13 protein-coding genes are annotated in these 14,245 nt (G+C 67.8%); 7 read left to right on the top strand and 6 right to left on the bottom strand.

Annotated features, from left to right (window positions below; translation table 11 throughout):
• Window positions 1–3: 3 nt before the first annotated feature.
• The 3 genes from rpsR to rpsF all read right to left on the bottom strand — a co-directional run bounded on the left by rpsR (window position 4) and on the right by rpsF (window position 1,273).
• Window positions 4–240 carry a 30S ribosomal protein S18 gene (rpsR, locus tag AB0D85_RS29585; protein ID WP_003949403.1) on the bottom strand — a complete coding sequence of 79 codons (237 nt, stop codon included), beginning with the start codon at window positions 238–240 and terminating at the stop codon, window positions 4–6.
• Window positions 241–297: 57 nt separating this feature from the next.
• A complete protein-coding gene (locus AB0D85_RS29580) occupies window positions 298–903 on the bottom strand; it encodes a single-stranded DNA-binding protein (protein WP_362326626.1) in 606 nt (201 codons plus the stop codon).
• A 79-nt stretch (window positions 904–982) separates the two neighbouring features.
• Window positions 983–1,273: a 30S ribosomal protein S6 gene (gene rpsF / locus AB0D85_RS29575; protein WP_005482942.1), complete on the bottom strand. Its 291-nt coding sequence runs from the start codon at window positions 1,271–1,273 to the stop codon at window positions 983–985.
• A 264-nt stretch (window positions 1,274–1,537) separates the two neighbouring features.
• On the opposite strand from rpsF, the gene AB0D85_RS29570 reads away from it, so the two are divergent.
• From AB0D85_RS29570 to AB0D85_RS29560, 3 genes are all read left to right on the top strand, one after another.
• Window positions 1,538–1,840, top strand: coding sequence for a hypothetical protein (locus AB0D85_RS29570; protein WP_362326622.1), 303 nt, complete (start codon window positions 1,538–1,540; stop codon window positions 1,838–1,840).
• A 162-nt stretch (window positions 1,841–2,002) separates the two neighbouring features.
• The gene (gene femX, locus AB0D85_RS29565; RefSeq protein WP_362326619.1) at window positions 2,003–3,124 is read left to right on the top strand and encodes a peptidoglycan bridge formation glycyltransferase FemX; all 1,122 of its coding nucleotides are present in this window, start codon (window positions 2,003–2,005) and stop codon (window positions 3,122–3,124) included.
• A gap of 66 nt (window positions 3,125–3,190) precedes the next feature.
• Window positions 3,191–4,222, top strand: a complete 1,032-nt coding sequence (locus tag AB0D85_RS29560; RefSeq protein ID WP_362326616.1) for an alanine racemase — start codon at window positions 3,191–3,193, stop codon at window positions 4,220–4,222.
• 89 nt (window positions 4,223–4,311) lie between these two features.
• Here AB0D85_RS29560 and AB0D85_RS29555 read toward each other — a convergent pair whose 3' ends face one another.
• Window positions 4,312–5,808 (bottom strand): glycosyltransferase 87 family protein, encoded by a 1,497-nt coding sequence (locus AB0D85_RS29555; protein ID WP_362326613.1) that lies wholly within the window; start codon window positions 5,806–5,808, stop codon window positions 4,312–4,314.
• Between the two features lie 240 nt (window positions 5,809–6,048).
• Window positions 6,049–8,304 (bottom strand): transglycosylase domain-containing protein, encoded by a 2,256-nt coding sequence (locus AB0D85_RS29550; RefSeq protein WP_362326610.1) that lies wholly within the window; start codon window positions 8,302–8,304, stop codon window positions 6,049–6,051.
• A 756-nt stretch (window positions 8,305–9,060) separates the two neighbouring features.
• On the opposite strand from AB0D85_RS29550, the gene AB0D85_RS29545 reads away from it, so the two are divergent.
• The 4 genes from AB0D85_RS29545 to AB0D85_RS29530 all read left to right on the top strand — a co-directional run bounded on the left by AB0D85_RS29545 (window position 9,061) and on the right by AB0D85_RS29530 (window position 12,611).
• Window positions 9,061–9,744 (top strand): helix-turn-helix transcriptional regulator, encoded by a 684-nt coding sequence (locus AB0D85_RS29545; protein ID WP_362326607.1) that lies wholly within the window; start codon window positions 9,061–9,063, stop codon window positions 9,742–9,744.
• A 43-nt stretch (window positions 9,745–9,787) separates the two neighbouring features.
• Window positions 9,788–10,870, top strand: coding sequence for an inositol-3-phosphate synthase (locus tag AB0D85_RS29540; RefSeq protein WP_362326604.1), 1,083 nt, complete (start codon window positions 9,788–9,790; stop codon window positions 10,868–10,870).
• A 130-nt stretch (window positions 10,871–11,000) separates the two neighbouring features.
• Window positions 11,001–12,323 carry an MFS transporter gene (locus AB0D85_RS29535; protein ID WP_362326601.1) on the top strand — a complete coding sequence of 441 codons (1,323 nt, stop codon included), beginning with the start codon at window positions 11,001–11,003 and terminating at the stop codon, window positions 12,321–12,323.
• Between the two features lie 141 nt (window positions 12,324–12,464).
• Window positions 12,465–12,611: a hypothetical protein gene (locus tag AB0D85_RS29530; RefSeq protein ID WP_362326598.1), complete on the top strand. Its 147-nt coding sequence runs from the start codon at window positions 12,465–12,467 to the stop codon at window positions 12,609–12,611.
• Window positions 12,612–12,709: 98 nt separating this feature from the next.
• Here the strand turns inward: AB0D85_RS29530 and AB0D85_RS29525 are convergent, their stop codons facing one another.
• Window positions 12,710–14,152, bottom strand: coding sequence for a CCA tRNA nucleotidyltransferase (locus AB0D85_RS29525; protein ID WP_362326595.1), 1,443 nt, complete (start codon window positions 14,150–14,152; stop codon window positions 12,710–12,712).
• Window positions 14,153–14,245 lie beyond the last annotated feature (93 nt).

The raw sequence follows: 14,245 nt of genomic DNA, 5'->3' as shown, positions 1-14,245 counted from the left end.
CCCTTAGCGCGCGGTGGAGGTGTAGGGCAGCAGCGCCATCTCACGGCTGTTCTTGACGGCCGTGGCGACGTCACGCTGATGCTGCGTGCAGTTGCCGGTCACGCGGCGGGCACGGATCTTGCCGCGGTCGGAAATGAACTTCCGCAGCATGTTCGTGTCCTTGTAGTCCACGTACGTGACCTTGTCCTTGCAGAAAGCGCAGACCTTCTTCTTCGGCTTGCGCACAGGCGGCTTCGCCATGGTGTTTCTCCTGTGTGATCAAGAAGTTTGGGTAAGTCCCACCCTCGGCCCGAAGGCCTAGAAGGGGGGCTCGTCCGAGTAGCCGCCACCGCCGCCGGAACCGCCGGAGCCGCCGGAGCCGCCGCCCCAGCCGCCGCCACCCTGGTTGCCGCCACCGGCGGGAGCGCCGGAAGCCCAGGGGTCGTCGTTGGGAGCGCCGCCCTGCTGGCCGCCACCGGAGCCGCCGCCCCAGCCGCCGCCACCCTGGCCGCCACCGCCACCGCCGCCGTAACCGCCCTGGCCACCGCGGCCGCCACCACCGGCGGTCTTGGTGACCTTGGCCGTGGCGTTCCGCAGGCTGGCGCCGACTTCCTCGACGTCCAGCTCGTAGACCGTGCGCTTGACACCGTCACGGTCCTCGTAGGACCGCTGCTTCAGCCGGCCCTGCACGATGACGCGCATGCCTCGCTGGAGCGACTCCGCGACGTTCTCCGCCGCCTGCCGCCAGACCGAACAGGTGAGGAAGAGGCTTTCGCCGTCCTTCCACTCGTTCGTCTGGCGGTCGAAGGTGCGGGGAGTGGACGCGACGCGGAACTTCGCGACCGCCGCACCGGACGGGGTGAAGCGCAGCTCGGGGTCGTCGACAAGATTGCCGACGACCGTGATGACGGTCTCGCCTGCCATGGGGAACCTCTCGGCGGGTTTGCTGCTCTGGCTGCTTGGTTGCTGCTACTCGAATCCCGGGATCAGCTGAGCGGGAAGCTCAGTGGGTCTCGGGGCGGAGGACCTTGGTCCGGAGGACCGACTCGTTCAGGTTCATCTGGCGGTCGAGCTCCTTGACGACCGCAGGCTCGGCCTGCAGGTCGATGACCGAGTAGATGCCCTCGGGCTTCTTCTTGATCTCGTACGAGAGACGACGACGGCCCCAGGTGTCGACCTTCTCCACCTTGCCGTTGCCCTCACGGACGACGGAGAGGAAGTTCTCGATCAGGGGGGCGACGGCGCGCTCCTCCAGATCGGGGTCGAGGATGACCATCACCTCGTAGTGACGCATGTGGAACCCACCTCCTTTGGACTCAGCGGCCACGGTCGTTCCGTGGCAGGAGGGTTGTGATGCGTACGCAACGGTATCGGCCGCCACTGACATTCGGGGGCTTCCCTCGGGATGCCCTGCCGCGGCCAGGGCAGACACCGGTGCAGACGGTACAGAGTACCCGCACACGTGCTTCCGGTTGAAATCCGGCGGCCGGGACCCTCAATCTGTACACATCGGGTGTGTACGGCGCTACGATGCGCCGCCTTCCGCAGGAGGTGCCCTATGGCACAGGCATTGCGACCCAACATCGCCGGATCCCTGTTCGCGACGGACGGCAAGACCCATGCGCTCCAGGACTCGCTGATGGCGATCACGCTGGCGCTCGGGCTGATCGCCTTCATCACCTCGTTCTTCCACGGCCTGCACCTGCTCAGCTCCTGGACCGGTCTGATCGGCATCCTCACCGGTCTGTACGGGCAGTGGATCTCGATCACCACACGCGAGCGCTTCGGTCTGATCCTGGGTCTCGGTGCCTCGGGCATCGGCTTCTTCATCGGCATGGCACACGGCGGGCTGTTCGGGTAGGTCCGGCACCTCCGCACCACAGCGGTACGCCCCGGCCGCGCAGAAGCCGGGGCGCAGGTGCAGTACGCCCGGTCGGGCCGCGAGGATGGCGCAGTAGGCTTCGGCGCGAGAGCCGGAGCCCCTGTACCCATGGGGACACACCAGCCCGAGGAGCGCCCCGACATGAGCCTGACCCTGAGGACCATCAGCCGCGAACAGCATCTGGCGTACATCCAGAGCCTGCCTGCGGCTAGCCACATGCAGGTCCCGGCCTGGGCCGATGTCAAGGCGGAGTGGCGTTCGGAGAACCTCGGCTGGTTCGACGAGCGCACCGGCGACATGGTCGGCGCGGGCCTGGTGCTGTACCGCCAGCTGCCCAAGATCAAGCGCTACCTCGCGTACCTGCCCGAGGGCCCGGTCATCAACTGGTTCGCGCCGAATCTGGACGAGTGGATCCAGCCGATGCTGGCCCACCTCAAGCAGCAGGGCGCGTTCTCGGTGAAGATGGGCCCGCCGGTGATCATCCGGCGCTGGGAGGCCAACTCCATCAAGGCCGGCATCCAGAACCCGGACGTGAAGCGGCTGCGGGACATCGAGGCCGACTTCATCGAGCCGCGCGCCTTCGAGGTGGCCGACAAGCTGCGCCGGATGGGCTGGCAGCAGGGTGAGGACGGCGGCGCCGGCTTCGGCGACGTGCAGCCCCGCTACGTCTACCAGGTGCCGCTGGCGAACCGCTCCCTGGAAGAGGTCCACAAGAACTTCAACCAGTTGTGGCGGCGCAACATCAAGAAGGCCGAGAAGGCCGGTGTCGAGGTCGTCCAGGGCGGCTACCAGGACCTGGCGGAGTGGCAGCGGCTGTACGAGATCACGGCCGTGCGCGACCACTTCCGGCCGCGCCCGCTGTCGTACTTCCAGCGCATGTGGACGGCCCTCAACACCGAGGACCCCAACCGGATGCGGCTGTACTTCGCCCGGCACAACGGGGTGAACCTGTCGGCGGCGACCATGCTGATCGTCGGCGGGCACGTCTGGTACTCCTACGGCGCCTCCGACAACATCGGCCGTGAGGTACGGCCCTCGAACGCCATGCAGTGGACGATGCTGCGCGACGCCTACGCGCTCGGCGCCACCGTCTACGACCTGCGCGGCATCTCCGACTCGCTGGACGAGACGGACCACCTCTTCGGCCTGATCCAGTTCAAGGTGGGCACCGGCGGTCAGGCCGCCGAGTATCTGGGCGAGTGGGACTTCCCGCTGAACAAGCTGCTCCACAAGGCTCTCGACATCTACATGTCGCGCCGCTGACGCCGCGTTCAGTGCTTCGATACCTCTGACACACCGCTGCCACCAAGAAGGGTTCCGGGTCCGGCCATGGCGCTCACGCTCTACGTCGACACCGCGCGCTGGCGTGCGCACCACAAGCACGTGCAGGAGCAGTTCCCGGGCCTGGTCCCGGTCTGCAAGGGCAACGGCTACGGCTTCGGGCACGAACGCCTCGCGGAGGAGGCCACCCGGCTGGGCTCGGACGTCCTCGCCGTCGGCACGACGTACGAGGCCGCGCGCATAAAGGACTGGTTCGGCGGCGACCTGCTGGTGCTGACGCCGTACCGGCGCGGTGAGGAGCCCGTCCCGCTGCCCGACCGTGTCATCCGCTCGGTGTCGTCGATCGACGGTGTGTACGGCCTGGTGGGCGCGCGCGTGGTCATCGAGGTGATGTCCACGATGAAGCGGCACGGCATCAGCGAGCAGGACCTGCCGCAGCTGCACTCCGCCATCGAGAACGTCCGTCTGGAGGGCTTCGCCATCCATCTGCCGCTGGACCGCACCGACGGCTCGGACGCCGTCGAGGAGGTCATCGGCTGGATGGACCGGCTGCGCGCGGCCCGGCTGCCGCTGCACACGATGTTCGTCAGCCATCTCAAGGCCGACGAACTCGCCCGGCTCCAGCAGCAGTTCCCGCAGACCCGGTTCCGGGCCCGGATCGGCACCCGGCTGTGGCTGGGGGACCACGACGCCACCCAGTACCGCGGGGCGGTCCTGGACGTCACCCGTATCGCCAAGGGCGACCGGTTCGGCTACCGGCAGCAGAAGGCGGCCTCGGACGGCTTCCTGGTGGTCGTGGCGGGCGGTACGTCGCACGGGGTGGGCCTGGAGGCCCCGAAGGCCCTGCACGGCGTCATGCCGCGCGCCAAGGGCGTCGCACGGGCCGGTCTGGCCACGGTGAACCGGAACCTTTCTCCGTTCGTCTGGGGCGGCAAGCAGCGCTGGTTCGCGGAGCCGCCGCACATGCAGGTGTCGATCCTCTTCGTGCCCTCGGACGCGCCGGAGCCGAAGGTGGGCGAGGAACTGGTGGCTCATCTGCGGCACACCACCACCCAGTTCGACCGGATCGTGGACCGCTGAGGGTCCGCAGCACAGCGAAAGGGCCGTACACGGAGCTCCGTGTACGGCCCTTTTCTTCGCCCTGGACCGACCCGGCCAGGGCTGTTCGCTCAGAGCGAACTGTCCTCGGAGGATCGGCTTCCCCATTCCACCGGCGTCCCCTCGAAGTGGGCGTGGCGCGGGATACGGGCCGCGGTGCCGAGCACGAAGACGTCCTCGGCGCCGTCCAGCACCCCGCCCGAGGGGTCGTCGTCGCCGGAGCGGCGCACCACGTCCCGCTCGGGCATCAGGATGTCGCGCACGACCATCGCGCACAGGTAGAGCGTGCCCAGCAGGTGGACGGCGATCGCCCAGTGGTAGCCGTTGGTCGGCAGGCCCTTGTGGGCGTCTCCGCTGGTCGTGTACGCGAGGTACATCCAGATCCCCAGGAAGTACGCCACCTCGCACGCCTGCCAGATCAGGAAGTCCCGCCACTTGGGCCGGGCGAGGACGGCCAGCGGCACCAGCCAGAGGACGTACTGCGGGGAGTAGACCTTGTTGGTGAGGATGAAGGCCGCCACCACCAGGAAGGCCAGCTGGGCGAAGCGCGGCCGGCGCGGGGCGGTGAGGGCCAGGGCGGCGATGCCCAGGAAGCAGAGCAGCACCAGGACCATGGCCGCTTTGTTCACGAAGTCGGTGGACGGCGGGGTGGTCGTGTTCTGCGCCCAGATCAGCCAGAAGGAGCCGAAGTCGACGCCTCGTTCCTGGCTGAACGTGTAGAACTTCGACCAGCCGTCGAAGGCGAAGATCATCACAGGCAGGTTCACGACGAGCCAGGCGGCCACCGCGCCGCCCGTGGCGATCCAGAACTCCCGCCATTTGCCCGCGCGCCAGCACAGCAGGAACAGCGGCCCCAGCAGGAACACGGGATACAGCTTGGCGGCCGTCGCAAGCCCCAGGAGGACACCGAAGGCGAGGGGACGGCTCCGGGACCACATCAGCATCGCCGCGGCCGTCAGAGCGACCGCCAGGAGGTCCCAGTTGATGGTGGCGGTCAGGGCGAAGGCAGGCGCCAGGGCGACCAGCAGACCGTCCCAGGGGCGCCGGCGGTGCGTACGGACCACGCACACCGCGATGACGGCGGCGCACACCATCAGCATCCCGGCGTTGACGAACCAGTACACCTGTTCCTGGAGCTGGATGCTGCCGCTGCCCGGCGTGAGCCATGCGGCCACCTCCATGAACACACCGGTCAGCACCGGGTATTCGAGGTAGTCCATGTCGCCCGGGAGCTTGTCGAAGTACGGCACCAGGCCGTCGGCGAAGCCCCGCCCCTGATAGAGGTGCGGGATGTCCGAGTAGCACGCGTGCGTGTACTGGGAACTCGCGCCGAAGAACCAGCCGCTGTCGTAGCAGGGCACCTTCTGGACCATGCCGAGGGCGAACATCCCGATCGCCACGAGCACCACGATCCGCAGGGGCGTCCACCAGGACGTCCCGAGCAGCGCGCGCCGCCCGATGGGGCCACCGATCAGCTCACTCCCGGCCGCGGCGACCTTGTCTTCCCTGGTCGGCCGCACCGGCTCCGGCTCGCGCACGCTCGCGGGCGTCGTCTCTGCACTGGGCATGGGGCACATCCTGCCGTACGTACCTGAGCGCGGGACCCCGCACGGGGAACCCAGGCGGTCATGGGGGTCCCCAGCCCGCGACACCGAGGTCGCGGCCATGGCGGCCTTAGTGATGTCGACCACACACCAGAGGGGCCCGCGAGCAGGCGGCAGCCCGTCGCGGGACCGGCCAAAACGAAGCGGACAGGTTCCCGGTCCCAAGGCCGGGCTCCTGTCCGCTCGTTTCGCCGATGTCAGCGGCTAACCGGTCGAACCTCCGAAGAGGTTTCCGCCGTTGGCATTGCCTCTGGTGTTTCCGTTACCGGTCGTCTCCGTGGCCGTCGGCGAGGACGTCGTACCGGACGTGCTGCCGGTGCTGCCGCCGTCGGTCGAGCAGTTCCAGGCGAACTGACAGGTCTCGGTCGCGGTGGGCGAGGGCGAGGTGGCCGTCTCGCTGGGCGTGGCGCTCGGCGTCTCGCTGGGCGACTCGCTCACCGTGATGCTCGGGCTCGGCGTCGGCGAGGGCATCCCCAGTTCGTCGGAGATCTCACCGAGCTTGGTCGCGTCGGGGAAGCCCAGGTCGTTCTTGCCCTGAAGCGCGGCCTTCATGTACTCGGTCCACACCGCGGTCGGGATGTCACCACCGTGGATGGACGCCACGCCGGCGGTGCCGTTCATGGAGAGCAGCTCGGCGTCCTTCGGGTTCTCGCGGAACATCGCCACCGACGTCGCCAGCTGCTGGGTGTAGCCGACGAACCAGGCCGACTTGTTGCTGTCGGTGGTACCGGTCTTGCCCGCCGCCGTACGGCCCAGGGCCTTGGCGTTGGTACCCGTACCGTTCTGGATGACGTTCTGCAGGACGTCCGTGACGTTGTTCGCGACGTTCGCGTCCATCGCCCTGGTCAGCTTCGGCTTGTCGAAACCGGTCAGCTCCTGCCCGTCCTTCTTGACCGAGGTCACGGAGTACGGGTCCACATGTTCGCCGGACGCCGCGAAGGTCGCGTAGGCGTCGGCCATGCGGATGGCGCTGGGGGTGGACGTACCGATGGCGAACGACGGGTTCAGGTTCTGCGACATGCTGTTCAGCAGGATGCCGGACGCCTGGGCCATGTCCCGCACCTTCGTCATCCCGACGTCGACGCCGAGCTGTACGAACGGTGTGTTGATCGACTGCTCCATCGCCTTGCGCAGGGTGATGTAGCCCCAGGGGTACGCGCTCTCGTTCCGCTGACGGAAGATCGAGTTGTCCTTGTTCAGGTAGTACGTACCGTCCGGCCTGCGCACCTTGAGGTTGTCGTCGCCGTTGTACTTGCTCAGCGGCGACACCCCGACACCGTCGGTCTTGTACGTCCCGTCCTCCATGGCCGCGGCCAGCACGAACGGCTTCCACGTCGAACCGACGGGGACACCCGAGGTGTCGGCGTTGTTCGTGAAGTGGTTGTTCTCGTAGCCGGCGCCGCCGTACAGGGCGACGATCGCGCCGTCCTTGGGCACCACCGACGCGGCGCCGAACTGGACGTACTTGTCCTTGTCGCGGTTCTTCGGATCCAGACGCGCCTTCTGGATCTTCGCCACGGCCGCGCTCAGGGCGTTGACCTTGGCCTTGTCGAAGGTCGTGTAGATCTGGTAGCCGCCCTGGTCGAACTGCGACTCGGTGATGTTGGAGTGCGCGAGGACGTACTTCTTGGCCGTGTCGGCGAGGTAGCTGATCTGGCCGGTCATGCCCTTGACGGCCTTGCGGCCCTGGGGCATCGGGTACTTCTTGATGGCCTGCTGGTACTGGGCGTCGGTGAGGTGCTGGTCCTTGTGCATCTCCTCGAGGATCCAGGCCCAGCGGTCGTGCGAACGCTTGTAGTTCGCGTCCTTGGTCGCGGCGGGGTCGATGTCCGGGTTGCCCGCGGGGTCGTAGTACGTCGCACCCTTGAGCAGGGACGCCAGCACGGCGCACTCGCTCGGGGTGAGGTCCTTCGCGTTCACGCCGTAGTAGGTCTGGGCGGCGGCCTGGATCCCATAGGCACCACGACCGAAGTACGAGGTGTTGAGGTAGCCCTGCAGGATCTGGGGCTTGGGAACCTTGGTACCTACCTTGATGGCGATGAACATCTCTTTGAACTTGCGCGTGAGCGTCTGGTCCTGGCTGAGGTAGGTGTTCTTGACGTACTGCTGGGTGATCGTCGAACCACCCTGCGTCTGACCGCCCTGCGCCATGTTGACGATGGCACGGGCGATGCCCTTGAAGTCGACGCCCGGGTCCGAGTAGAAGGTCTTGTTCTCCGCCGAGATCACCGCATACTGCATGGCCTCGGGGATCAGGTCGATGGTGACGTTCTGCCGGTTCACGCCCGTGCCCGAGGCGACCATCTGCTGGCCGTTGCCCCAGTAGTAGACGTTGTTCTGGGACTGGGCCGCGGTGTTCTCGCTGGGGACGCTCACCATGGCGTAGCTGACGCCGACCAGCGCCACCAGACTGCCGAAGAAGGTGATGCACAGCCCGGAGACGAGCCTCCAGGAGGGCACCCAGCGGCGCCAGCCGAACTTGTGCGCCCTGGGGTAGTCGATGAGGCGCTTCTTGCCGGGCGCGGATGTCGCCCGGCCTCTGCCGCGCCCCGGACCGGCCCCGCCGGGGCCACGCCCGCCCGCACTCGCGTTGTCGGCCGTTCTGCGACGGCCTCCGGTGTTTCTCTGCGCCGCCCGGCGTGCGTCGGCACGGCTTCCATAGGGGCGCTCTTCGGCGCCCGGGCCTTGCGGGTCCGCCCCATAGGAACGGAACCCGTAGTCGGAGGGAGACCCGGTGGCGCCTCCCGGTGCCGCACGGCGGCCGGAGGACGGGCCGGGCTGGCCGCGTCGGGCCGCGGCACGTCCGCCTCCGCCTCCCTGCGGCTGCGGCGGTTTGCGACGGTGCTCGCTCATCGAACGATTACTCCTCGGGCAGGCGCACCCGTGCGCGCCTGGAAACGGCGGCTGGTTTCCGGTCCCCCCGAAATACGGATGTGGTCGGTCGTGCATTCACCCGTACGGCACCGAGGACAGGGACGCCCCCCAAGCGTCACTTGGTTCCCGGTGGTGTGCATGCCGCACAGACTACGCACCACCAAAACCCGCCGAGCCCCGAAGTTCACCCCAAATCAGGCAACTCGCCTCCCACGAATCGGTGATGTGATCCCGTTCACCGTCGCTCCTCTTGTCGCATAGGACGGCCCGATCTATCGTCGGGATGTATCGAGTCGATACATCAGAGCGAGATAAGCGACCAGCGGACGAGAGGAGGCGACGATGAGCCGGCGTTCCGGCATCCTCGAGTTCGCCGTACTCGGCCTGCTCCGCGAGTCCCCGATGCACGGCTATGAGCTGCGGAAACGGCTGAACACGTCACTGGGTGTCTTCCGGGCGTTCAGCTACGGGACGCTCTACCCCTGCCTCAAGACGCTGGTCGCCAACGGCTGGTTGATCGAGGAACCGGGGAACACCGCCGAGGACGCCCTCGCCGCACCGCTCTCCGGCCGCCGCGCCAAGATCGTCTACCGGTTGACGGCCGAAGGTAAGGAGCACTTCGAGGAGCTCCTCTCCCAGACCGGCCCCGACGCGTACGAGGACGAGCACTTCGCCGCCCGGTTCGCGTTCTTCGGGCAGACCTCGCGCGATGTGCGGATGCGGGTGCTGGAGGGCCGCCGCAGCCGGCTGGAGGAGCGCCTGGAGAAGATGCGCGCCTCGCTGGCACGCACCCGGGAGCGCCTCGACGACTACACGCTTGAGCTCCAGCGCCACGGAATGGAGTCCGTGGAGCGCGAAGTGCGCTGGCTGAACGAGCTCATCGAGAGCGAGCGGGCCGGACGGGACCTGAAGGGTCCCGCCTCCGGGGGGTCCGCTCAGCAGAACACCACCAATGGAGCGCCGGGCGTCCTGCCCCGGTCCGGGGATTCCCTCCGGCCGGATTCGCCCGGCGACACCGCCACGTGAGACCCGCTCAGGGCCTCACTCGTACACACAGGGAGCAACCGGAATGGGTTCGGTTCGCGTAGCCATCGTCGGCGTGGGCAACTGTGCCGCGTCACTGGTGCAGGGAGTCGAGTACTACAAGGACGCCGACCCGGCGTCCAGGGTCCCCGGCCTGATGCATGTCCAGTTCGGCGACTACCACGTCAAGGACATCGAGTTCGTCGCCGCCTTCGACGTGGACGCCAAGAAGGTCGGCCTGGACCTGGCGGACGCCATCGGCGCCTCCGAGAACAACACCATCAAGATCTGCGACGTCCCGAACACCGGTGTGAAGGTACGGCGCGGCCACACCCTGGACGGTCTCGGTAAGTACTACCGCGAGACCATCGAGGAGTCCGCAGCCGAGCCGGTCGACGTCGTGAAGATCCTCAAGAAGAAGCAGGTCGACGTCCTCGTCTGCTACCTGCCCGTCGGCTCCGAGGACGCGGCGAAGTTCTACGCCCAGTGCGCCATCGACGCCAAGGTCGCCTTCGTCAACGCCCTCCCGGTCTTCATCGCCGGCACCAAGGAGTGGGCGGACAAGTTCACCGAGGCCGGTGTCCCGATCGTCGGTGACGACATCAAGTCGCAGGTCGGCGCCACCATCACGCACCGCGTCATGGCGAAGCTGTTCGAGGACCGGGGCGTCGTCCTGGACCGCACGATGCAGCTGAACGTCGGCGGCAACATGGACTTCAAGAACATGCTCGAGCGCGAGCGCCTGGAGTCCAAGAAGATCTCCAAGACGCAGGCCGTCACCTCCCAGATCCGTGACCGGGAACTCGGCGAGGGCAATGTCCACATCGGCCCGTCCGACTGGGTGGCCTGGCTGGACGACCGCAAGTGGGCGTACGTCCGCCTCGAGGGCCGTGCCTTCGGCGACGTCCCGCTGAACCTGGAGTACAAGCTCGAGGTCTGGGACTCCCCGAACTCGGCCGGTGTCATCATCGACGCCCTGCGCGCCGCGAAGATCGCCAAGGACCGCGGTATCGGCGGCCCGATCCTCTCCGCGTCGAGCTACTTCATGAAGTCCCCGCCGGTCCAGTACTTCGACGACGAGGCCCGCGAGAACGTGGAGAAGTTCATCCGCGGCGACGTCGAGCGCTAGCCCGGCACAACGCCGTGCGCTGAGTCTCCGCCAAAAAAATAACGCTCCTGCCAGGGCTGTGAGGGTCCCCGGGTCATCCGACCCGGGGACCCTTCCCATACGCGCGGTCCCATATGTGAGGCTGTGCACCATGCCCGTCGTCCGCGACCTGCGTGTCCTGCTGCGCCTGCGGAACTTCCGCCGTCTGCTCGCCGTACGCCTGCTCTCCCAGGGCGCCGACGGCGTCTACCAGGTAGCGCTCGCCGCCTACGTCGTCTTCTCCCCGGAGAAGCAGACCTCACCGGCCGCGATCGCCTCGGCCATGGCGGTGCTGCTCCTCCCGTACTCCCTCGTGGGCCCCTTCGCCGGCGTCCTGCTGGACCGCTGGCGGCGCCGCCAGGTCTTCCTGTACGGCAATCTGCTGCGCGCGCTGCTGGCAGCGGTCACCGCCGTGCTGATGGTCAGCCATGTTCCCGCCTGGCTCTTCTACGTCTCCGCCCTGTGCGTAACGGCCGTCAACCGCTTCGTCCTTTCGGGTCTGTCCGCCGCGCTGCCACGGGTGGTCGACACCGAGCGGCTGGTCCTGGCCAACTCCCTGTCCCCGACCGCCGGAACCCTCGCGGCGACCGCCGGTGGCGGCCTCGCCTTCGCCGTACGACTGGTGGCCTCGGACTCGGACGCCGCGGTGGTCCTGCTGGGCGCCGCGCTGTACCTGTGCGCGGCCCTCGCCTCGCTGACCATGGCTCCGGGGCTGCTCGGCCCGGACCGGCGGTCGGCACAACCGAGCCTGGGCACGGCCGTCGTCACCACCGCCCGGGATCTGCTGGCGGCGATACGGCATCTCGCCGCACCCCGGCGCCGTGAGGCGGCCTGGGCGCTGTTCGCCATGACGCTGATGCGCTTCTGCTACGGCGCACTGCTGGTCCTGGTGCTGATGCTGTGCCGCTACGCCCTCGCCTCGAACCCGGACGCCGGCCTGCGGCTGCTGGGGCTGGCGCTGGGAATCTCCGGCGCGGGCTTCTTCGCGGCGGCCGTGGTGACACCGTGGACCGCAGGACGGCTCGGCCCCGGCCGCTGGATCGTCGTGTGCGCCGCGTCCGCCGCCGTGCTGGAGCCCGCCCTGGGGCTGCCGTTCTCGACCGGTCCCATGCTCGTCGCCGCCTTCGTCCTGGGGCTGATCACCCAGGGCGCGAAGATCGCGACGGACACCATCGTGCAGTCGTCCGTCGACGACGGCTTCCGCGGCCGGATCTTCTCCGTGTACGACGTGCTCTTCAACGTCGCCTTCGTGGGGGCCGCCGGTGTCGCCGCCCTGATGCTCCCGCCGGACGGCCGCTCCGCGACCCTCGTCATCACGGTCGCCCTCGTCTACGCAGCGGTTGCCGTGGCCATGGCCCGCTTCGAGCGCCGCCGGGGGGCACAGCAGAGTCACGAAATGCCACCTGGTCACAGCAATGTCAGTGGCGACAGCTAACTTACGCGGGCCCGCCGCAGCCGCAGCGTAAGGTCGGCCCCAGGACGATCAAGAACATCGTCATCGTCGCACCGAGGCAGCAGCAACGACAGCAATCCGGATCTCGAGGTCGTCGAATGCACGTCCTCCAAGGCGCAGTACGTGGTGCTCGCCAAGATCGACGGCACCTACTCGGGCACCTCCGCGCAGATCTCCTGCGAGACCAAGGCCAAGGACTTCCAGTACGCCTACACCGAACAGAGCGGAAGTGAGACCTTCCTGCTCTGCCTGAAGGACTACTCGAAGTAAGGGAGAAGTGGAGAGGGGCGATGTTTCACGTGAAACATCGCCCCTCATCGCGTTCCCGTCGAGTCATGTTTCACGTGAAACATGAGCTCGTTCCACACTCAGCCCTGCTCGGCCCACCACTCCTTGAGCGCGGCCACCGCGACATCGTGATCCATCGGCCCGTTCTCCAGCCGGAGCTCCAGCATGTGCTTGTAGGCCTGCCCCACCTCCGGGCCGGGACGGATCCCGAGGATCTCCATGATCTGGTTGCCGTCGAGGTCAGGACGGATCGCGTCGAGCTCCTCCTGATCCTGGAGCTCGGCGATGCGCTGCTCCAGGCCGTCATAGGCACGGGAGAGCGCCGCGGCCCTCCGCTTGTTGCGGGTGGTGCAGTCGGACCGGGTCAGCTTGTGCAGCCGGTCGAGCAGCGGGCCCGCGTCACGGACATAGCGGCGGACAGCCGAGTCCGTCCACTCCCCGGTGCCGTAGCCGTGGAAGCGCAGATGGAGTTCGACCAGCCGTGAGACGTCCTTCACCAGCTCGTTGGAGTACTTCAAGGCCGTCATGCGCTTCTTGGTCATCTTCGCCCCGACCACCTCGTGGTGGTGGAACGAGACCCGGCCGTCCTGCTCGAAGCGACGGGTACGCGGCTTGCCGATGTCGTGCAGCAGCGCGGCGAGGCGGAGGGTGAGGTCGGGACCGTTCTCCTCCAGTGCCATCGCCTGCTCCAGGACGATGAGCGTGTGGTCGTAGACGTCCTTGTGCCGGTGGTGCTCGTCGCTCTCCAGACGCAGGGCCGGCAGCTCGGGCAGGACATGGTCGGCGAGACCGGTGTCGACGAGCAGTGTCAGTCCCTTGCGGGGGTGCGCGGAGAGGATCAGCTTGTTCAGCTCGTCCCGGACCCGCTCGGCGGAGACGATCTCCAGACGTCCGGCCATGTCCTTCATCGCGGCGACGACCTCGGGGGCCACTTCGAAGTCCAGCTGCGCGGCGAAGCGGGCGGCACGCATCATCCGCAGCGGGTCGTCCGAGAAGGATTCCTCGGGCGTCCCGGGGGTGCGGAGCGCGCGCAGGGCCAGGTCATCGAGGCCGCCGTGCGGGTCGATGAACTCCTTCTCCGGCAGCGCCACCGCCATCGCGTTGACCGTGAAGTCACGCCGGACGAGGTCCTCCTGGATGGAGTCGCCGTACGACACCTCGGGCTTGCGCGAGGTGCGGTCGTAGGCCTCGGAGCGGTAGGTGGTCACCTCGATCTGGTAGCCGTCCTTCTGTGCCCCGACCGTGCCGAAAGCGATACCGACCTCCCAGAGGGCGTCCGCCCAGGGCCGGACGATCTTCAGTACGTCCTCGGGGCGGGCGTCGGTGGTGAAGTCCAGGTCGTTGCCGAGCCGGCCCAGCAGCGCGTCCCGGACCGAGCCGCCGACCAGGGCAAGTGAGAACCCGGCCTCCTGGAATCGGCGGGCGAGGTCGTCGGCGACGGGCGCCACCCGCAGCAGTTCGCTCACCGCGCGCTGCTGCACCTGGCTCAGGGCAGTGGGAGTGTCTTCATTGGCGTTCGGCACAACAGAACAGGGTACGTGCCTCCGGCGGCCCGAAGCGCCTCCATATTCCGGCGGCGCCCCTTACGGCGCCACCGTATAAAGAGGGTGGGACAT

The sequence above is a fragment of the Streptomyces sp. NPDC048277 genome (genome assembly GCF_040652235.1).
GTDB lineage: Bacteria > Actinomycetota > Actinomycetes > Streptomycetales > Streptomycetaceae > Streptomyces.
Note: the sequence above shows the minus strand (reverse complement) of the source record. Positions and strands in the feature narration are given on the sequence as shown.

Excerpts from the sequence above, each read along its gene's own strand:
- rpsR (WP_003949403.1), bottom strand. The coding sequence starts at position 240 with ATGGCGAAGCCGCCTGTGCGCAAGCCGAAGAAGAAGGTCTGCGCTTTC.
- AB0D85_RS29580 (WP_362326626.1), bottom strand. The coding sequence starts at position 903 with ATGGCAGGCGAGACCGTCATCACGGTCGTCGGCAATCTTGTCGACGAC.
- rpsF (WP_005482942.1), bottom strand. The coding sequence starts at position 1,273 with ATGCGTCACTACGAGGTGATGGTCATCCTCGACCCCGATCTGGAGGAG.
- AB0D85_RS29570 (WP_362326622.1), top strand. The coding sequence starts at position 1,538 with ATGGCACAGGCATTGCGACCCAACATCGCCGGATCCCTGTTCGCGACG.
- femX (WP_362326619.1), top strand. The coding sequence starts at position 2,003 with ATGAGCCTGACCCTGAGGACCATCAGCCGCGAACAGCATCTGGCGTAC.
- AB0D85_RS29560 (WP_362326616.1), top strand. The coding sequence starts at position 3,191 with ATGGCGCTCACGCTCTACGTCGACACCGCGCGCTGGCGTGCGCACCAC.
- AB0D85_RS29555 (WP_362326613.1), bottom strand. The coding sequence starts at position 5,808 with ATGCCCAGTGCAGAGACGACGCCCGCGAGCGTGCGCGAGCCGGAGCCG.
- AB0D85_RS29545 (WP_362326607.1), top strand. The coding sequence starts at position 9,061 with ATGAGCCGGCGTTCCGGCATCCTCGAGTTCGCCGTACTCGGCCTGCTC.
- AB0D85_RS29540 (WP_362326604.1), top strand. The coding sequence starts at position 9,788 with ATGGGTTCGGTTCGCGTAGCCATCGTCGGCGTGGGCAACTGTGCCGCG.
- AB0D85_RS29535 (WP_362326601.1), top strand. The coding sequence starts at position 11,001 with ATGCCCGTCGTCCGCGACCTGCGTGTCCTGCTGCGCCTGCGGAACTTC.